The sequence below is a fragment of the uncultured Lamprocystis sp. genome (genome assembly GCF_903933125.1).
Taxonomy (GTDB): domain Bacteria; phylum Pseudomonadota; class Gammaproteobacteria; order Chromatiales; family Chromatiaceae; genus Thiodictyon.
Genome location: NZ_CAIZIZ010000205.1, coordinates 1 through 17,064, shown reverse-complemented (window position 1 = coordinate 17,064; position 17,064 = coordinate 1). Strand labels below are relative to the sequence as shown.

17 protein-coding genes are annotated in these 17,064 nt (G+C 63.7%); 15 read left to right on the top strand and 2 right to left on the bottom strand.

The window, feature by feature from the left end; all coding sequences use genetic code 11:
- Positions 1-185: 185 nt before the first annotated feature.
- Complete coding sequence (gene trxB / locus QZY03_RS10345; RefSeq protein WP_295580683.1) at positions 186-1,151, bottom strand: thioredoxin-disulfide reductase; 966 nt, start codon at positions 1,149-1,151, stop codon at positions 186-188.
- 277 nt (positions 1,152-1,428) lie between these two features.
- Here trxB and QZY03_RS10340 point away from each other — a divergent pair, with 277 nt between their 5' ends.
- From QZY03_RS10340 to QZY03_RS10300, 9 genes are all read left to right on the top strand, one after another.
- The gene (locus tag QZY03_RS10340; protein ID WP_295580681.1) at positions 1,429-1,893 is read left to right on the top strand and encodes a C40 family peptidase; all 465 of its coding nucleotides are present in this window, start codon (positions 1,429-1,431) and stop codon (positions 1,891-1,893) included.
- Positions 1,894-2,031: 138 nt separating this feature from the next.
- On the top strand, positions 2,032-2,397 hold the full coding sequence (locus QZY03_RS10335; RefSeq protein ID WP_295580679.1) for a high-potential iron-sulfur protein: 366 nt from the start codon (positions 2,032-2,034) through the stop codon (positions 2,395-2,397).
- A gap of 161 nt (positions 2,398-2,558) precedes the next feature.
- On the top strand, positions 2,559-3,335 hold the full coding sequence (locus QZY03_RS10330) for a hypothetical protein (protein ID WP_295580677.1): 777 nt from the start codon (positions 2,559-2,561) through the stop codon (positions 3,333-3,335).
- A 45-nt stretch (positions 3,336-3,380) separates the two neighbouring features.
- A complete protein-coding gene (rlmE, locus tag QZY03_RS10325; RefSeq protein ID WP_295580676.1) occupies positions 3,381-4,001 on the top strand; it encodes a 23S rRNA (uridine(2552)-2'-O)-methyltransferase RlmE in 621 nt (206 codons plus the stop codon).
- A gap of 249 nt (positions 4,002-4,250) precedes the next feature.
- The gene (gene ftsH / locus QZY03_RS10320; protein ID WP_295580674.1) at positions 4,251-6,173 is read left to right on the top strand and encodes an ATP-dependent zinc metalloprotease FtsH; all 1,923 of its coding nucleotides are present in this window, start codon (positions 4,251-4,253) and stop codon (positions 6,171-6,173) included.
- A gap of 18 nt (positions 6,174-6,191) precedes the next feature.
- Positions 6,192-7,082: a dihydropteroate synthase gene (folP, locus tag QZY03_RS10315; RefSeq protein WP_295580672.1), complete on the top strand. Its 891-nt coding sequence runs from the start codon at positions 6,192-6,194 to the stop codon at positions 7,080-7,082.
- Positions 7,083-7,139: 57 nt separating this feature from the next.
- Positions 7,140-8,483, top strand: coding sequence for a phosphoglucosamine mutase (gene glmM, locus QZY03_RS10310; RefSeq protein WP_295580670.1), 1,344 nt, complete (start codon positions 7,140-7,142; stop codon positions 8,481-8,483).
- A gap of 3 nt (positions 8,484-8,486) precedes the next feature.
- The gene (locus tag QZY03_RS10305; RefSeq protein WP_295580668.1) at positions 8,487-8,918 is read left to right on the top strand and encodes a type II toxin-antitoxin system RatA family toxin; all 432 of its coding nucleotides are present in this window, start codon (positions 8,487-8,489) and stop codon (positions 8,916-8,918) included.
- On the top strand, positions 8,911-9,264 hold the full coding sequence (locus tag QZY03_RS10300) for an RnfH family protein (RefSeq protein ID WP_295580666.1): 354 nt from the start codon (positions 8,911-8,913) through the stop codon (positions 9,262-9,264). Before QZY03_RS10305 ends, QZY03_RS10300 begins: the two co-directional genes overlap by 8 nt.
- 8 nt (positions 9,265-9,272) lie before the next feature.
- Here QZY03_RS10300 and QZY03_RS10295 read toward each other — a convergent pair whose 3' ends face one another.
- Complete coding sequence (locus QZY03_RS10295; RefSeq protein ID WP_295580664.1) at positions 9,273-9,770, bottom strand: outer membrane protein assembly factor BamE; 498 nt, start codon at positions 9,768-9,770, stop codon at positions 9,273-9,275.
- Between the two features lie 104 nt (positions 9,771-9,874).
- Between QZY03_RS10295 and fur the strand changes: the two genes are divergently transcribed.
- From fur to QZY03_RS10265, 6 genes are all read left to right on the top strand, one after another.
- A complete protein-coding gene (fur, locus tag QZY03_RS10290) occupies positions 9,875-10,291 on the top strand; it encodes a ferric iron uptake transcriptional regulator (RefSeq protein ID WP_295580662.1) in 417 nt (138 codons plus the stop codon).
- Positions 10,292-10,370: 79 nt separating this feature from the next.
- Positions 10,371-11,663, top strand: a complete 1,293-nt coding sequence (bioA, locus tag QZY03_RS10285; RefSeq protein WP_295580660.1) for an adenosylmethionine--8-amino-7-oxononanoate transaminase — start codon at positions 10,371-10,373, stop codon at positions 11,661-11,663.
- Entirely contained in the window at positions 11,660-12,475 is an 816-nt protein-coding gene (locus tag QZY03_RS10280) for a hypothetical protein (RefSeq protein ID WP_295580658.1), read from the top strand. Before bioA ends, QZY03_RS10280 begins: the two co-directional genes overlap by 4 nt.
- Entirely contained in the window at positions 12,465-13,028 is a 564-nt protein-coding gene (locus QZY03_RS10275) for a BREX protein BrxB domain-containing protein (RefSeq protein WP_295580656.1), read from the top strand. The genes QZY03_RS10280 and QZY03_RS10275 overlap by 11 nt, the downstream gene beginning before the upstream one ends.
- Positions 13,029-13,063: 35 nt before the next feature.
- Positions 13,064-16,525: a BREX system P-loop protein BrxC gene (gene brxC / locus QZY03_RS10270; RefSeq protein WP_295580654.1), complete on the top strand. Its 3,462-nt coding sequence runs from the start codon at positions 13,064-13,066 to the stop codon at positions 16,523-16,525.
- Between the two features lie 155 nt (positions 16,526-16,680).
- The gene (locus tag QZY03_RS10265; RefSeq protein ID WP_295580652.1) at positions 16,681-16,899 is read left to right on the top strand and encodes a hypothetical protein; all 219 of its coding nucleotides are present in this window, start codon (positions 16,681-16,683) and stop codon (positions 16,897-16,899) included.
- Positions 16,900-17,064: the final 165 nt, after the last annotated feature.

The window sequence follows — 17,064 nt, the reverse complement described above, 5'->3', positions numbered from 1 at the left end:
AAACCGTGTGTGCGCACGGGCCACAAGTCGCGTCGTCGGACTGACCGGACGTCGGGGCGGGTTCCACCCCCGCCCCGCCACCAAGGGTTTGTCCGGATATCAGGTACGATGCCTATACGCCGTGCCAGGTCCGGCGGATCGGCGCGCATCGGCCGCTGGCGGCGCCCGGCGCCGACCGGTGCGTCTTATTTGCCCTGAGCGGCCAGCGCGTCCAGATATTTCTCCGCATCCAGGGCGGCCATGCAGCCCGTGCCCGCGGAGGTGATGGCCTGCCGGTACACATGGTCCATGACGTCCCCGGCGGCGAAGATCCCAGGCACCGAGGTCGCCGTGGCGTTGCCGTCGGTGCCGCTCTGAACCTTGATGTAGCCGCCGGCCATCGCGAGTTGCCCGGTGAAGATTTCGGTATTGGGTTGGTGGCCGATTGCGATGAAGACCCCCTGGAGTTCGAGGTCGCGCGTGGTCTCGTCCAGGGTGCTCTTGATGCGGATGCCGGTGACGCCGGTGGCATCACCCAGGATCTCATCCAGATTGCTGTTCCAGGCGAGCCGCACGTTGCCGTGCTCGGCCTTCTCGAACAGATGCTTCTGGAGGATTTTCTCGGCGCGCAGGGAATCGCGGCGATGGACCAGGGTCACTTCCGAGGCGATGTTGGACAGATACAAGGCCTCCTCGACCGCCGTGTTGCCGCCGCCGATCACCGCGACCTTCTGGCCGCGAAAGAAGAAGCCGTCGCAGGTCGCGCAGGCGGAGACACCGCGACCGCGGAACTCCTGCTCGGAGGGCAGGCCCAGGTAGCGCGCGCTGGCGCCGGTGGCGATGATCAGCGCGTCGCAGGTATAGACCGCCGAGTCGCCGGTCAGCGTGAAGGGCGGTTTGCTCAGATCGGTCTGATTGATGTGGTCGAAGATGATCTCGGTCTCGAAGCGTTCCGCGTGACGACGCATCCGGTCCATCAGGTCCGGCCCCTGAACGCCGTCCGGGTCACCCGCCCAGTTGTCGACGTCAGTCGTGGTCATCAGTTGGCCTCCCTGTTCCAGGCCCGTGACCAGGACGGGGCTCAGGTTGGCCCGCGCGGCGTAGACGGCGGCTGTATAGCCCGCCGGCCCCGACCCCAGGATCAGCAGTCGGCAATGCTTGGTGTTGCTCATGGATCTACTCCGTGGATCGACACTGGATCGACACTGTGGATCGATGTCCGGGATCGACCCTGGGAACTACCGGGACTGGCGGCGCCGGACCTCTCCACGGACGCCGCGTCGTCGGGCGGGCGGCCCGTACGTGCAGTCGATCCGCAAATGTAAGGGTTATGCACAATCCCGTAAAGCGTTCCGGTGCCGGTGGCGTCGATACTCGGGTTGACAGCGACGCTTCTTCAGTCTAGAACTATCCAAAACAGCGCCTTGAAGCGTCAATCGGGGGTAGTTTATGAAGAAGCGGCATCAGCTGTCCGTAGGGCTCGGTTTCGGTGTTGCTGTTTTCCTGCTGGGCGGCTGCGCGGGGCTCAGTTCAGGGCCGGACGGCAAGCGGGCCGAGGTGGTGTCGGCGGCGCTCTCGCAGGTGGGTACACCCTATCGCTACGGCGGCAATGAGCCCGGACGCGCGCTCGATTGCAGCGGCCTGACCTACTACGCCCATGGCGTCGCGGGACTGCGCATCCCGCGCATGTCGCTCGACCAGCGGCGCGGCGCCAAGCCCGTCAATTCCAAGGCCCTGCGTCCCGGTGATATGGTGTTCTTCAAGACCGGTCCGGGCTCGCACCACGTGGGGCTGATGGTGGATGGGGACCGTTTCGTGCACGCATCCGTGTCCCAACACAAGGTCGGCTACGCGCGCCTGGGTGCGCCCTACTGGAAGGCGCGTTATCTCGGCGCCGGCACTTATCTTGAGTGAAAGACGCGGCCGACCGGCTGAACGGCTCGCCTTTTTCGCTCCTATGTTGCAGAATGGTGGTCGGTCCCGAGGTTGTCTCGGGGCAGGGTCCCAACGCCATCGCGAATCCTATCGCGAAAACATCTGGAGCTTGTAGACATGTCCGATACGCCAATGAGCAAGAGCCGTCGCGACGCCGTCAAGATGATGCTCGGCACTGCCGTCGCCATCCCGGTGATCAACCTGATCGGTGTCGGCAGCATCCGCGCCGCTGATGCCCCGGCGAATGCCGTCGCCGCTGATGATCCGACCGCCGTTGCCCTGAAGTACAGCGCGGATGCCACCAAGGCGGACCGCGCCGCGGCCGCCCGTCCCGGTATGGCCGCTAACGAGCAGCGCTGTGCCAACTGCCAGTTCATGCAGGCTGCGCAGACTTCGGGCGACTGGACAGTTTGCACCCTGTTCCCCGGCAAGATGGTAAGTGTGAACGGCTGGTGTTCTTCCTGGACCCTGAAGGCCGGCTGAACACGCACCCGGCGATCCGCTGTTCAGGATCGCGAAGCGGGGCCCGCGTGCCCCGCTTTCTCTTTTGAGGCATAGTCATGACCGTCGCACAGCAGGCAGCGGTCCTGCGTTCTTCATCTCCCGCGCTTGCGGACCCTCATCACCCTGATACCCGGCAGCCCGTGCACACGAATCGGCGTATATTGATCCTGGCGCGCGGGATTGTCTGGGGCATTATCGGACTCATTTACGCGCCCCTGTTCCTCGCCCTGGTGGTGATCCTCGAACGGCTCGGTGCCGGTCCCATGAGTTACGTCGGGGCCGCGGCCTTGGCCGGTGCGGCCGGTGCCGCTTTGTATGGTGCGCGCGAACTTGCGTTGGTGGGCACGGGCGTCGGCGTCATTGTTGGCTTACTGTTGCTGACCACGGCGTCGACCCTGATCTCGTTCGAAGTCTCAATTCTGATCGCTGCCGGCGTGGCAACCGTGCTGGGGCTGCTGATGGCCGTTCCGCAGCACTGCACGCGGCAGGTCCCCGGCAAGGTCATGGCCGGACTGGCGACGGGTGCGGTTTGTGGGGCTGTGCTGGCGGTGGCGGAACCGTTTCATCCATCCGCGTTCTCTCCCTTCGCGCTCCTGGCTGTCCTGGTGAGCGCCAATGGCATCTTGTATGTGGCGGGCGTGCGCTGGTGGATCATGCTGAGTCGCCGGGTGGGCGGCACCGGCGGACCCTGCAAATTGGTCGCGTCGCTGGCGTTGGCGACTCTGGCCGGGATCGCGTCCGGCAGTATCTGGATCATGGCTGGCCCGCTGCTCGGTGAGTCCGCCGGTCTGGCGGTCGAGGTCAGCAGTGCGGTCTATCCAGATCTGCAATTCGCCATGTTCGGCGCCGCCTTCGGCGGTGCCGTGGCGGGCATGTTGCTCGAGATCTTCGGTTTTTCCTGGGTCCACGACATTTGAGCCGCGGCACCACCGATTGTTGTCAACAGGATGCTCCAGCCGCTCATGGCCCGCAGTAAATCCAGCCGCCGCTGGCTCGACCGCCAGTTCAGTGATCCCTATGTCAAGCGTGCCCAGCAGGAGGGCTACCGTTCGCGCGCGGCCTACAAACTCCTGGAAATTCAGGAGAAGGATCGGGTGCTGGCATCCGGGATGCGGGTCGTCGATCTGGGTGCGGCGCCGGGGAGTTGGTCGCAGATTGCGGCCCGTCTGGTGGGTGGGCGCGGCGCGGTGTTCGCGCTCGATCTGCTCGACATCGAGCCGCTGGCAGGAGTGCAATTCCTCCAGGGGGATTTCCGTGAGCCGGCTGTCCTGGAGCAACTGCGCCTCAATTTGGGCGACGGGCCTTTGGACTTGGTGTTGTCGGATATGTCGCCGAACATTTCCGGCACGTCCGCGGTCGATCAGCCCCGCACGATCTATCTGGTGGAACTCGCCCTGGAGTTTGCACGGGAGTGCCTGAAACCGGGCGGAAGCCTGGTGGTCAAAGCGTTTCAAGGCGAAGGTTTCGACGCGGTGATGCGACGTTTGCGCGGCAGTTTTCGGCAGGTTGCGAGCCGCAAGCCCAAGTCCTCACGAGCCGCGAGCCGGGAGCTGTACCTGGTAGGGAAGGGCTTCAAAGCCTAGGAAAAATTCCTGGTATCCTCTTATATGGAACGGTCTTGAGTTTTCGGTGTTTCGTTTTCAGTTAAGGACTATTAAACATCGGGTTACGAAAAACGAGAAACGAGAAACCAACAACGACGGGTATGGTTGAGAATCCGGCGGGTGGCAGGCACCTTTCTTCGACAGCCCAACGGTGTTACTTTCCTTCAATCGAGCCAAGTGCCGCTGCCCAGGCACCTATTTGACCAGAGGCCAGATGCCGTGAGCGATATGGCGAAGAATTTGATTCTGTGGGTGGTCATCGCCGTCGTGCTGATGTCCGTCTTCAACAATTTCACGACGACCCGGTCCGCGCCGCGTGGTCTGACCTACTCCGATTTCATCGAACAGGTCAAGCTGGGTGAGGTGAAAGAGGTCACCATCCAGGGACGTACCATCCAGGGCATCAACGGTGCGGGCCAATCGTTCACGACCTACAGTCCAGGTGATGCCGGTTTGGTGGGCGATCTGCTGAACAACAACGTCATCATCAAAGCGGCGCCACCTGAGAAGCCGTCGATCCTGATGCAACTGATGGTCAACTGGCTTCCGCTTTTGATCCTCATCGGGCTGTGGATATTTTTTATGCGTCAGATGCAGGGCGGAGCCGGCGGGCGCGGTGCCATGTCGTTCGGCAAGAGCCGGGCGCGGATGCTCTCCGAGGATCAGGTCAAGGTTACCTTCCAGGACGTCGCCGGGGCCGAGGAGGCCAAGGACGAGGTTTCGGAGATGGTCGATTTCCTTCGCGACCCGTCCAAATTCCAGAAGCTTGGCGGCAAGATCCCCAAGGGTGTCCTGATGGTCGGCCCGCCGGGTACCGGCAAGACGCTGCTGGCGCGGGCCATCGCCGGTGAAGCCAAGGTGCCTTTCTTCACCATCTCCGGCTCCGACTTCGTCGAGATGTTCGTCGGTGTCGGCGCTTCGCGCGTGCGCGATATGTTCGAGCAGGCCAAGAAGCACGCCCCTTGCATCATTTTTATCGATGAGATCGATGCGGTCGGGCGTCACCGCGGCGCCGGCCTGGGCGGCGGTCATGACGAGCGCGAGCAGACCCTCAACCAATTGCTGGTCGAAATGGATGGGTTCGAGGGCAACGAGGGCGTCATCGTCATCGCCGCCACCAATCGCCCGGACGTATTGGATCCAGCCTTGCTGCGGCCCGGACGCTTCGATCGCCAGGTGGTCGTGCCGCTGCCTGACGTGCGCGGGCGTGAGCAGATTCTCAAGGTCCACATGCGCAAGATTCCAGCCGCGGAGGACGTGAAGGCGTCCGTGCTGGCGCGCGGCACCCCTGGTTTCTCGGGTGCCGATCTGGCGAATCTGATCAATGAGGCCGCGCTGTTCGCGGCCCGCGGCAACAAGAAACTGGTCGACATGGAAGATATGGAAAAGGCCAAGGACAAGATCATGATGGGCGCGGAACGGCGGTCGATGGTCATGTCCGATGAGGAGAAGCGCCTGACCGCCTATCATGAGTCCGGTCATGCGATCGTTGGCCGGCTGGTGCCGGAGCACGATCCGGTGCACAAGGTGAGTATCATCCCGCGCGGGCGCGCGCTTGGGGTGACCTTGTTCCTGCCCGAGGATGACCGTTTCAGCTACAGCAAACAGCGCCTGGAGAGCAGTATCTCCAGTCTGTTCGGCGGGCGCGTGGCGGAGGAACTGATTTTCGGGGCCGACAGTGTGACCACCGGTGCCCAGAATGACATCCATCGGGCCACCGATATCGCTCGCAGTATGGTGACGAAGTGGGGCCTGTCGGATCGTCTCGGACCCCTGACCTACAGTGAGGAGGAACAGGAGGTTTTCCTTGGCCACTCGGTGACCCAGCACAAGAACGTCTCGGATGAGACCACGCATCTGATCGATGACGAGATCCGCCGCTTCATCGACCGCAATTATGAGCGGGCGCGGACGCTGCTGACCGAGAACCTCGATAAGCTCCACGCCATGGCCGCCGCATTGATCAAATTCGAGACCATCGATGCGGGCCAGATCGACGACATCATGGCCGGGCGCGCGCCGCGCCCGCCCAAGGATTGGAACGATGAGGAGCCGACCCGCTCCGGGCAGACGACGCGCGCGGACGAAGACCCTGGCCCGGGCCGAACGGTCGATGACACACCGCTGGGCCGCCCGGCCGGCGAGCACTGAGCGGGCGCTCCAGGCAGCATGCGCCAACTCGATTGCGGCGGCCGTGTGATTGACCTTGCGCGGCCGCAGGTCATGGGCATCCTCAATGTGACCCCTGACTCCTTCTCGGATGGGGGGTGTTTCTCCGATCCCAGGATTGCCTGCGCGCACGCCTGGGCGATGGTCGAAGCAGGCGCTGACCTGATCGACGTGGGTGGTGAGTCCACCCGCCCCGGCGCTGACCCGGTGAGCCTCCAGGAGGAACTGGAGCGGGTCATCCCGGTGATCGCGGCCTTGGCCGGTTCACTCCCGGTGCCGATCTCAGTGGACACCTCCAAGCCGCAGGTCATGCGCGCGGCGGTCGCCGCGGGCGCTGGTCTGATCAATGACGTCTGTGCTTTGCGGACCCACGACGCACTGGTCACCGCGGTCCAACTCGGCGTGCCGGTCTGTTTGATGCATATGGCCGGTGAGCCGCGCTCAATGCAGGCGGCGCCAGCGTACACCGACGTCGTGAGCGAGGTTTACCGCTTTCTGGCCGAGCGCATCGATCAGTGCGTTCGCGCCGGTCTCCCGCGGGAGCGCCTGGTCATCGATCCGGGCTTCGGTTTCGGTAAGAAACTGGAACATAATCTCAGCCTGCTGGCGCACCTCGCGGTCTTTGGCGACTTGGGGGTGCCGATTCTGGTTGGTCTGTCGCGCAAATCCATGGTTGGTGCGCTGACCGGTCGTCCACCGGGCGAACGGCTGGCGGCGAGTCTCGCCGCCGCTGTCCTGGCTCTGGAGCGGGGTGCAGCGATCCTGCGGGTGCATGACGTGGCCGAGACGCGGGACGCGGTGGCGGTCTGGGATGCGGTGCGTAGCCGCGGGGCCGCGGACGCGCGGTACGGCTTTGACTATCGTGCCGGCTGTAGGGTGCACAAGCGATAGCGAACAACCAACAACGACAGGGGCCACTCCTGTCCATTCGTCTTCAGGCGAGAAGTCATGCGGAAATATTTTGGTACCGATGGGATTCGCGGTCGCGTCGGTGAGGCGAACATCAGCCCTGACTTCGTGCTCAAGCTGGGCTGGGCCGCGGGTCGGGTGCTTGGTCATGGCGTAGGTTCCAAGATCCTGATCGGTAAAGATACCCGGATCTCGGGTTATATGTTCGAGTCGGCCTTGGAGGCCGGCTTGGTTGCGTCCGGCGTCAATATCCGACTCTTGGGTCCGATGTCCACTCCGGGCGTGGCCTATCTCACCCGCACCTTCCGCGCCTGTGCGGGGATCGTCATCACGGCGTCGCACAATCCGTATCAGGACAATGGCATCAAGTTCTTCTCGGCCGACGGCGACAAGTTGCCGGATGCGGTCGAGCTGGCTATCGAGGCGGAACTCGAACAGCCGTTGCGGACGGTCGACGCGGCGGCGCTCGGCAAGGTCAAGCGCATCGAGGACGCCAACGGCCGCTATATCGAATTCTGCAAGAGCACCATCCCCCCGGCCATGGACTTCCATGGGCTCAAGATCGTGGTGGATTGCGCCCATGGCGCAACCTACAACACGGCTCCTTATGTGTTCGACGAGCTGGGGGCGACGGTGGTGTCGATGGGTAACGAGCCCGATGGGCTCAACATCAACCACAATGTCGGTTCCACTCATCCCCAAGCCTTGTGCGAGACGGTCGTCCGCGAGGGCGCCGACCTGGGTATCGCCTTCGACGGTGACGGTGATCGTGTCCTGATGGTCAACTCCCGCGGTCAGTTGATCGACGGCGATCAACTCCTGTATATCATCGCCCGTGCGCGTCTGCATGAAGGAACGCTGCGCGGGGAGGTGGTCGGGACCCTGATGAGCAACCTCGGGTTCGAGCACGCCCTGCGCAAGATCGGTGTCGGTTTCGCCCGCACCGCGGTCGGCGACCGTTTCATCATGGAGTACATGAAGCGGACCGACGCCATCCTGGGGGGCGAGCCCTCGGGGCACATCATCTGCCGTGATCGCACCAGCACCGGGGACGGTATCGTGTCGGTCTTGCAGGTGCTGGCGGCCTTGCAGCAGTTGGATGCCGGCTTGGATGACCTGTGCGCCGAGGTGGCGCTGTACCCGCAGATTCTGATCAACATCCGCTTGAGCGAGCAGCGGGATCTGGTGAACCTGCCGGTCGTCCAGGATGCCGTGTTCGTTGCCGAACGGGAGTTGGCGGGGCGCGGTCGGGTGCTGTTGCGGCCTTCCGGAACCGAGCCACTGGTGCGGGTCATGGTGGAGGGTGCGGACGGCGACCAGGTTCGGCGGCTGGCCGAGGATCTGGCGGCCGTGGTGCGCAACCAGCAGCCTGGCTCGGTCTGACTCGTGGCCATCGTCAAGAAAAGCGCATTGGTCGCCCACTCAGCCAAGTGCATGTTCGATCTGGTTTACGACGTCGGATCCTATCCAAAGTTCTTACCCTGGTGTGCGCGTACGACGGTGATCTCCGAGACGGCCGAGCAGATCTGCGGGCGGATCGAGGTGTCGCGTCTGGGGATTCACCAGACTTTCAGCACCTGCAACCGCTTCGAGCGTGATCGGCGCATGGACATTTCGCTCCTCGACGGACCCTTCCGCAAGCTGCACGGCGGTTGGCGCTTCACGCCTCTGCGCGCGGATGCCTGCAAAGTCGAGTTGGAATTGGAGTTCGAGTTCTCGGGTCGGTTGATCGACAAGGCCTTTGGCGCTGTCTTTAACCAGATCGCCAATACCCTGGTGGATGCATTCTGCAAACGCGCGGATGACCTGTATGGCTGAGCCGGCTGCGCATCCGCTCGGGGATCGGGTCGATCATCAGGGCGGTGAGCGCGTGCGGGTTTCGGTGGCCTATGTCGGGGCGGCCGAGCAGTTTCTCCGGCCTCTCGAGGTCAGGCCCGGAAGCACCCTGCGCGCGGCGATCGAGCAATCCGGTGTGCTGGATAAATGCCCGGAGATCGACCTGGAAATCTATAAGGTCGGGGTCTTTGGCCGAGTCACGGACCTGGATCAGATCCTGGCGGATGGGGATCGTGCGGAGATCTACCGCCCGCTGATCGCCGACCCCAAGCAGGCGAGAAAGCGGCGGGCCGAGGAGGGTAAGCGGCTGCGCCAGGTGGGCGAGTGATGCGCGCCTTATTTTTTGCGCCCGATGCCCACCGCTTCCAGTCCGCGTCCGATCCATCCTTTGTGCTCCTGGTAGTCCGGCACCGAGACGACGATCTCCTTGGGTTCAGCGGCGGTCACCGTCCCTGGTTCGGGTCGCACATTACCCTCGGTGCGGACCAGGACATCATCCTGGAAAAACACCGTTAGTTTGCGTTGCTCCTCGGGCGCATGGCCGCGGCGGATGGTGTAGACATAGTCCCAGCGGTCGCTGTTGAAGAAATCGGTCAGCAAGGGGGTACCGAGCAGATAACGTACCTGACGTTTGTTCATGCCGGGTTGGAGCTGGTCGACCTCCTCCTTGGTGAGGATGTTGCCCTGCTGTACCGTCATCTTGTGAACGAACGGCAGGTCTTCGAGCAGCGACTGATGATACACGTCCGGCTTTGTCTCACCGGCACAGCCGGTCAAGACCGGCATGACGATGGACAGCATGGGGAGAAACAGACAACTGAGAAGCTTTCGCATCTTGCTATGATAGGAGAAGAGCGGGTGATTCTGTGCATGATACAGCAGCCCCGCCCCCTAATCATCGAACGCCGTGGCGGCGCGGCTCACCACGCGGGAGACCTATGGACAATCAACAGATCAAAGACGCGGGGCTGAAGGTCACCCGGCCACGGGAGAAGATCCTCGGTATCCTCGAACGCAGCGGGCGTCGGCACCTGAGCGCCGAGGATGTCTACAAGGAACTCCTGACCAACGGCGATGACATCGGTCTGGCCACGGTCTACCGGGTTCTGACCCAGTTCGAGGGCGCGGGCCTGGTGTGCCGCCGCCATTTCGAGACCGGCCAGTCGGTGTTCGAGCTGAACAGCGGCGACCACCACGATCACCTCGTCTGTGTGCGCTGTAACCGGGTCGTGGAGTTCGTGGACAGCGTGATCGAAGAGCGCCAGAGCGCCATCGCTGCCCAGCATGGATTCCACATCGAGGACCACTCGCTGGTTATCTACGGGGTCTGTACCGACTGCGCGGTCAAGGGTTAGGGAACGCCTCTGGCGACAACGATTCTGTTTAACTTGTTCTTGACTCGTTCCTTAGCGACCCGAGGTTATCGAGACGCCCATGGACATCGACCGGATGCTCGCGATCGACCGCGACCACGCCTGGCACCCCTACGCGGCGCCCGGCGCTCCGGTCTACCCGGTCCAGTCCGCCCAGGGTTGCCGCATCCGCCTGGCGGACGGCCGCGAACTGATCGACGGCATGTCGTCTTGGTGGTGTGCGATTCACGGCTACAACCACCCGGTCCTCAATCAGGCCCTGGGCGATCAACTTGCCTCCATGGCGCATGTCATGTTCGGCGGCTTGACCCATGCGCCCGCGATGCGTCTCATCAAGCACCTGGTGGATTTGACCCCGGACCCGCTCCAGTATGTCTTTCTGTGTGACTCCGGATCGGTTGCGGTCGAGGTGGCGATCAAGATGGCCATCCAGTTCCGGCAGGCACAGGGGCAACCGCGGCGCCACCGGCTGATGACCATCCGCTCCGGCTACCATGGCGACACCAGCGGCGCCATGGCGGTCTGCGATCCGATTACCGGGATGCACCACCTGTTCAGCGCGATCCTGCCGCAGCAGATCTTCGCACCGGCGCCGGCGTGCCGTTTCGATGAGCCTTGGGAGGCCCGTCACATCGACGCCTTCGCCGCGTTGATCGCCCGTCACCAGGACGAACTGGCGGCGGTGATCCTGGAGCCCATCTGCCAGGGCGTGGGCGGGATGCGCTTTTACGCGCCCGACTACCTGCGCGCGGTGCGCGCACTCTGCGACCGCCATGATGTCCTGCTGATTGCCGACGAGATCGCGACCGGGTTCGGCCGGACCGGGACCCTGTTCGCCTGCGAACACGCCGGGATCAGCCCGGACATCATGACCGTCGGCAAGGCCCTGACCGGGGGTTATATGACCCTGGCTGCCACCATCGCGACGGCGCGCGTCGCGCAGGGGATTAGCGCCGGCGACCCCGGCGTCTTCATGCACGGCCCGACCTTCATGGGCAACCCGCTGGCCTGTGCCGTGGCCAATGCCAGTATCGAACTGCTGCTCGAATCGGAATGGCAGGCGCGTATCCGGCGGATCGAGCAGGCACTCCAGTCGGGCCTCGCTCCCTGTCACGGCCTCCCCGGCGTCGTCGATGTGCGGGTGCTCGGCGCCATCGGGGTGGTGGAACTGGCAAGCCCGGTGCCGATGCGATCGATCCAGCAGCGCTTCGTGGACATGGGCGTCTGGATTCGGCCGTTCGGACGACTGATCTATCTGATGCCGCCCTATGTCATCGACGCTGCCGAGTTGGAGACGCTGTGCACGGCGGTCGTGCGGGTGGTGGCTGACGGCGATTGGGACCCTGGGGCGTGACGGCTGCCGCCGGATCGGATCAACGACAGGAACGCCTGACGCGCCTGGGCTTTCGTTTCGGCATCAACGGGCCTCATGCGGCACGCACGATGATGCTGGACGACTTGCGCACGCTGTTGGCGCACACGCCTGCCGCTGCATCGCGGCAGGCCTATGCGACCGCGATCGTCACGGACAACCTGCTGGGCAAGTCCACGAAGAAGGCGCGCGCGTTGTCGCTGAAGCACCTTGCCGCCCTCTACGGCCTCGATGCAGCCAATCCGTTGTTCCGTGCCTTGCGACGCCTGTGGTCGTTGGATGCAGCGGCTCAGCCGCTGCTCGCCTTGACGGTGGCCCTGGCCCGAGACCCGCTGCTGCGGGCCTCCGGGGCTTTCGTGTTGTCCAGACCCGTCGGCGTGTTGGTACTCCCTGAAGATTGGGCCGCCTTCCTGGCCGATGCCTTCCCCGATCGCTTCAGTGCCGCATCGCTGAAGTCATTTTCCCGCAACCTGGCCGGCACTTGGACCGCTGCGGGCTTTCTGCAGGGATACCGGCGCAGGACCAGGTCGCTACCCAAAGTGCAGCCGGAGGTTGTTGCACTGAGTCTTTTCCTGGGCCATCTGGAAGGACGCTCAGGCCAGCGGCTGTTTTCCTCGGAATGGATGACACTGCTGGGGGGCATACCCGCGGAACTGGAAGCGCTGACCAACGCGGCGGCCAACCGTGGGCTGCTCGTATTCATGAACGCCGGGGGAGTCCAGGAAGTCAGGTTCCCCAACTATCTGACCCCGGAAGAAGATCAAATCAGACAGGAGGCTGCACATGTCGTCTAGGGTTCAGAAACTGGCAGCAGCCTACCGCGCGCACCTCACAGTGCCATGGCGGATGGGGCTGGCGGCGATCCAGCGCGTCGTCTTCGCGGTCTACGACAAGGCCGATGAACTGCGCCTGCGGGCGAACGTGGAGGAGTTTGCGCTCGCCACACAGCAAGCAGGCAAGCAGTGGCTTCTCATTGATCTGACCAATGCCTTTCCCGAATGGATGATGGCGCAGAAGTACCGCGACGCCTATTTCGAGAGCCCAGAGGACTTGGCCGGGTATCCGACCGGCGAGCTGACCGGATTCGTCGCCGACCTCGTTGCCAGGCTCAAGGCCAGAATCGAGGCGCAGAGCGGGCCCGACACCGTGGTCGCGCTGCTGGGCGTCGGCACACTGTTCGGTCTCGCGCGTGTTTCGACCGTTGTTGAGGGCATCAAGGAGTCGGTCACCGGGCGGCTGTTGGTCTTCTTCCCGGGCGAGCACCACCCTGAGCACCACAGCTACCGCCTGCTCGACGCGCGGGACGGCTGGAACTACCTCGCCGTGCCATTGCTCGCCAAGGACTGATCGGAACGTCACACACACAAGAAACCGGGACGTACATGCTCAATCGCGACATCTACAGCAAGCCGCCGAAGGAAAGCCGTCTGGCCAACAATGGTGTGGCAGAAGTATCAGAGGATGACTCCGAGGCGGCTCAGGCCGTCCTGCGTTACGAGCTCGAGACCTTCGTCTGCGATGGACAGTACGAGAAGGGTCTGGAGATCATCCTCGACAAGTTCCTGCTCAACCTGGACGCGAAGACTGAGCAGCCTGGCGTCTGGATCAGCGGCTTCTACGGTAGTGGCAAATCCCACCTGGCGAAGATGCTGCGTACCCTCTGGACAGACTACAGCTTCGCCGACGGTGCGGCGGCGCGCAGCATCGCCAAGCTGCCGACTGGGGTGTTCGAGCACCTCAAAGAGATCTCGACCCAGGGCAAGCGCCATGGCGGTTTGCACGCGGCGGCAGGCAAGCTGGGGGCGGGCGCCGGCGATCGGGTGCGTTTAGCACTGCTCGGGATCGTGTTCAAGTCCAAGGGGTTGCCGGAACAGTACAACCAAGCCCAGTTCGTGCTGTGGCTCAAGCGCGAAGGACTGCTGGAGGCAGTCGAAGGCAAGCTCCAACAAGCCGGGTGCACGCTCGGTCAGGAACTGATGGACATGTACGTGTCGCGCGACCTGGCCAAAGCGCTGCTCAACGCCCGACCGGATCTGGCCCACACCGAGCAGGAGGCCCGCAGCCTTGTGAAGGCGCAGTTCCCGCAGGTCACCGACATCAGCAGCGAGCAACTGGTCACCGCGATCGAGTCCGCACTGACGAGCGACGGCAAGTTCCCGCTCACCCTGGTCGTGCTCGATGAGGTGCAGCAGTACATCGGCTCCGATGCCGAGCGCGCCTTCCAGGTGCAGGAATTGACCGAGACGCTGTGCAAGCACTTCAAGGGCAAGCTCTTGTTTGTCGGCACGGGTCAGTCCGCCCTGTCAGGCATGACCAACCTGCAGCGGCTGATGGGGCGCTTCCCGGTGCCGATCATGCTCGGTGACTGGGATGTCGAGAACGTCACGCGCCAGATCATCCTCGCCAAGAAGCCGACCGCACAGCCCGAAATCGAGAAGATCTGGCGCGCCAACCTGGGAGAAATCTCGCGCCACCTGCACGGCACCAAGCTTGAGCACGTCACCGCGGACGAGGCATTGATGACCGCGGACTACCCGCTGTTGCCGGTGCGTCGGCGCTTCTGGGAGCGCGTGCTGCGCACGATCGACACCACCGGGACCGTGTCGCAACTGCGCAGCCAGTTGCGCGTGGTGCACGAGGCCGTGCTGGCCACCGCCGACGCCCCGCTGGGTCACGTCGTCACGGGCGATTTCCTGTACGACCAGATCGCCGCCAACCTGGTCTCGACCGCCCAGTTGCCGATGGAGGTGTTCGAAAACGTCCAGCGCTTTGCCGCGGGCGATGCCGATGCGCAGTTGCGGGCGAGGCTGCTCAAGCTCGTGTACCTCATCAACAAGCTGCCCGCCGATGCCGCGCTGGACTTAGGTCTCAAGGCCACCGAAGCGGTGCTGGCCGACCTGCTGGTGACCGATCTCTGCGCCGGCTCCAGCGAACTGCGCAAGCGGCTGCCCGCGCTCTTGGACGAACTACAGAACAAGGACCGCCTGATCATGGCCTTGGTGGGTGGCAGCGGCACCGAATATCGACTTCAGACCCGTGAGTCCAGCGCCTGGTACGACGAATTCCGGGCGCAGGAAGTCGAGCTCAAGGCGGCGCCGCAGCGCGTGGAGCAGAAGCGTTCTGACCTGTTGAAGGGACGTTTCGGCGAGGTGCTAAAAAAAGTCCGGGTCGTCCAAGGCAAGGACAACGTGGAGCGCAGGCTCCACCCAACCTATGACGAGGCACTGCCCAAGGACAACGACAAGGCCCTTTACCTGTGGATTCAGGATGGCTGGCAGTCCGACGAGAAATCGGTCATTGCCGAGGCGAAGTCCAAGAGTACCGACAATCCGACACTGTTCGCCTTCCTGCCGGCACAGAACAAGACGGAACTGGCCAACGCCATCGTCGCCTTGGAGGCGGCGCGTACCACCCTGCAGAAGAAGGGCACCCCCACCACCGAGGAGGGGCGCGATGCGCAGCGCGCGATGGAGAGCCGCAGCCGCACCGCCGAGAAGGCACTGGTCGACCTGCTCGACCGGCTCTTTGCCGAGGTGCGCGTGTTCCAGGCGGGCGGCCAGAAGGCCGCTGACGGCAACGACTTGGCCGACCATATCAACCGTGCGGGCGTGGCGTCCGCCATTCGCCTGTTCAGCCAGTTCGATGCGGCGGACCACGACCAGTGGAGCAAGGTGCTCGATGAGGCGCGCAAGGGCAGCCGCGAAGCGCTGAAGGCCGTGGGGCATACTCAGGAGGCCGACAAGCACCCCGTCTGCCAGAAGTTGCTTGCCTATATCGGCCCCGGCAAGAAGGGCGCTGAGGTCCGCGACCAGTTCCAGGCCGCCCCCTACGGTTGGCCCCAGGACGCCATCGACGCAGCCCTTTATGCGCTGCTGGCCGCCGGCCACCTCAAGGCCACAGACGCGGCCGGCAAGCCGGTCGACGTCCGGAGCCTGGATCGCGGCAAACTCACCCAGGCCAGTTTCCAGCGCGAGTCGATCAACATTTCGCCGCCGCAACTGATCAAGATTCGGCAGTTGTTCAGCGCGGTCGGCGTGCCTTGCCAGCCCAAGGAGGAGCAAGCCAAGGTGCCGGCGCTGCTTGCCAGGCTGCGCGAGCAGGCAAGCCTAGCCGGGGGGGCCGCACCGGCACCGCAGACGCCCAAACTCGACGCGGTCGAGGCCGTGGAGGGGCAGTCGGGGAACGCCCTGTTGCTGGAGATCTACAACCGCTGCGACGAGATCGCCGGTCTGTCGCAGCGGTGGGTGAAGACCGCCGACGACATCGCCAAGCGTCTGCCGATCTGGCACAAGCTGGGTGACCTGCTGCGCCACGCCAAAACGCTGGGGCCTTATGCCGGGTTGAAGGCCGAAGTCGACGCCATCGAGGCGCAGCGCGGTCTGCTGGCCGAGCCGGACCCGGTGCGCCCGCTGCTCGACCGGGTGGTGGACCTGCTGCGCCAGTCGCTGAACGCCAAGCTGGATGCCTACCGGTCAGCCTTCGAGGCACTCCAGGCGCAACTGACCGCGGATGCCGACTGGAACCGGCTCAGCGACGCCCAGCGCGCCGACTTGACATCCAAGCATCACCTCACATCACTGGCCGCGGTCCCGCTGGGCACGCCGGAGGAGCTTCAGGACGCGCTGGACGACTGCGATCTCGGCCACTGGGTCGCCAAGACCCAGGCGTTGCCAAGCCGCTTCGATGCGGTGCGCCATGCGGCGGTGCAATTGCTCAAGCCGAACGTGGTGCAGGTGAGCATCCCGCGGCGCACCCTGAACGACGAGGCCGAGTTGCAGGATTGGCTGGCCGAGGTGGAAACCTTGCTGAGCGAGAAGCTCAAGACTGGTCCGGTGGCCTTGTGATCCTCCCAGGTATATGGTAGCCATTCAGCCCCGTGGCGCCCCCGCGGGCCGCGCCGCGACGCTGGTGACACCGCTCCGGCGGTGTCACCCGTGTGTCTGCCGCTCTGCGGCACGGGGCATGTCGGGGCGCACCACACAATCTTGAGGACTTACACTTGAAAACGCTGACACTCGCCATCGATGATCGCGTCAAAGACAGGTTCATCTGGCTTCTCGAACATTTTTCTCGCGACGAGATCAGGATTCTGGACCAGTCGGACCAGGTTAGCGACGACGACTACCTGAGATCGATCGATGGCATGGTCAACAGCATTCAGCAAGCGCGCAATGAACCCGCGGCTAAAGGCGTCGGCCCCGATCAGTTGGACTGGTGATGTACAGACTCCTGTTGATGACGCAGGCGCAGAAGGATGCCAAGGGCTCTTCGGGATCTCAGTAGGTTATGATATACTTATATTTCAGCATCTTACGAGGTTTTGAAGGTCATCATGGACTCCAACAACGAGCCACTCAGACAAGCAATAGAGCTATTGCGAGAT

Coding starts and splice junctions, on each gene's coding strand:
- QZY03_RS10275 (WP_295580656.1), top strand. CDS start 12,465: ATGTCGTCTAGGGTTCAGAAACTGGCAGCAGCCTACCGCGCGCACCTC.
- folP (WP_295580672.1), top strand. CDS start 6,192: ATGCGCCAACTCGATTGCGGCGGCCGTGTGATTGACCTTGCGCGGCCG.
- bioA (WP_295580660.1), top strand. CDS start 10,371: ATGGACATCGACCGGATGCTCGCGATCGACCGCGACCACGCCTGGCAC.
- ftsH (WP_295580674.1), top strand. CDS start 4,251: ATGGCGAAGAATTTGATTCTGTGGGTGGTCATCGCCGTCGTGCTGATG.
- fur (WP_295580662.1), top strand. CDS start 9,875: ATGGACAATCAACAGATCAAAGACGCGGGGCTGAAGGTCACCCGGCCA.
- rlmE (WP_295580676.1), top strand. CDS start 3,381: ATGGCCCGCAGTAAATCCAGCCGCCGCTGGCTCGACCGCCAGTTCAGT.
- glmM (WP_295580670.1), top strand. CDS start 7,140: ATGCGGAAATATTTTGGTACCGATGGGATTCGCGGTCGCGTCGGTGAG.
- QZY03_RS10295 (WP_295580664.1), bottom strand. CDS start 9,770: ATGCGAAAGCTTCTCAGTTGTCTGTTTCTCCCCATGCTGTCCATCGTC.
- brxC (WP_295580654.1), top strand. CDS start 13,064: ATGCTCAATCGCGACATCTACAGCAAGCCGCCGAAGGAAAGCCGTCTG.
- QZY03_RS10340 (WP_295580681.1), top strand. CDS start 1,429: ATGAAGAAGCGGCATCAGCTGTCCGTAGGGCTCGGTTTCGGTGTTGCT.
- QZY03_RS10335 (WP_295580679.1), top strand. CDS start 2,032: ATGTCCGATACGCCAATGAGCAAGAGCCGTCGCGACGCCGTCAAGATG.
- trxB (WP_295580683.1), bottom strand. CDS start 1,151: ATGAGCAACACCAAGCATTGCCGACTGCTGATCCTGGGGTCGGGGCCG.
- QZY03_RS10300 (WP_295580666.1), top strand. CDS start 8,911: ATGGCTGAGCCGGCTGCGCATCCGCTCGGGGATCGGGTCGATCATCAG.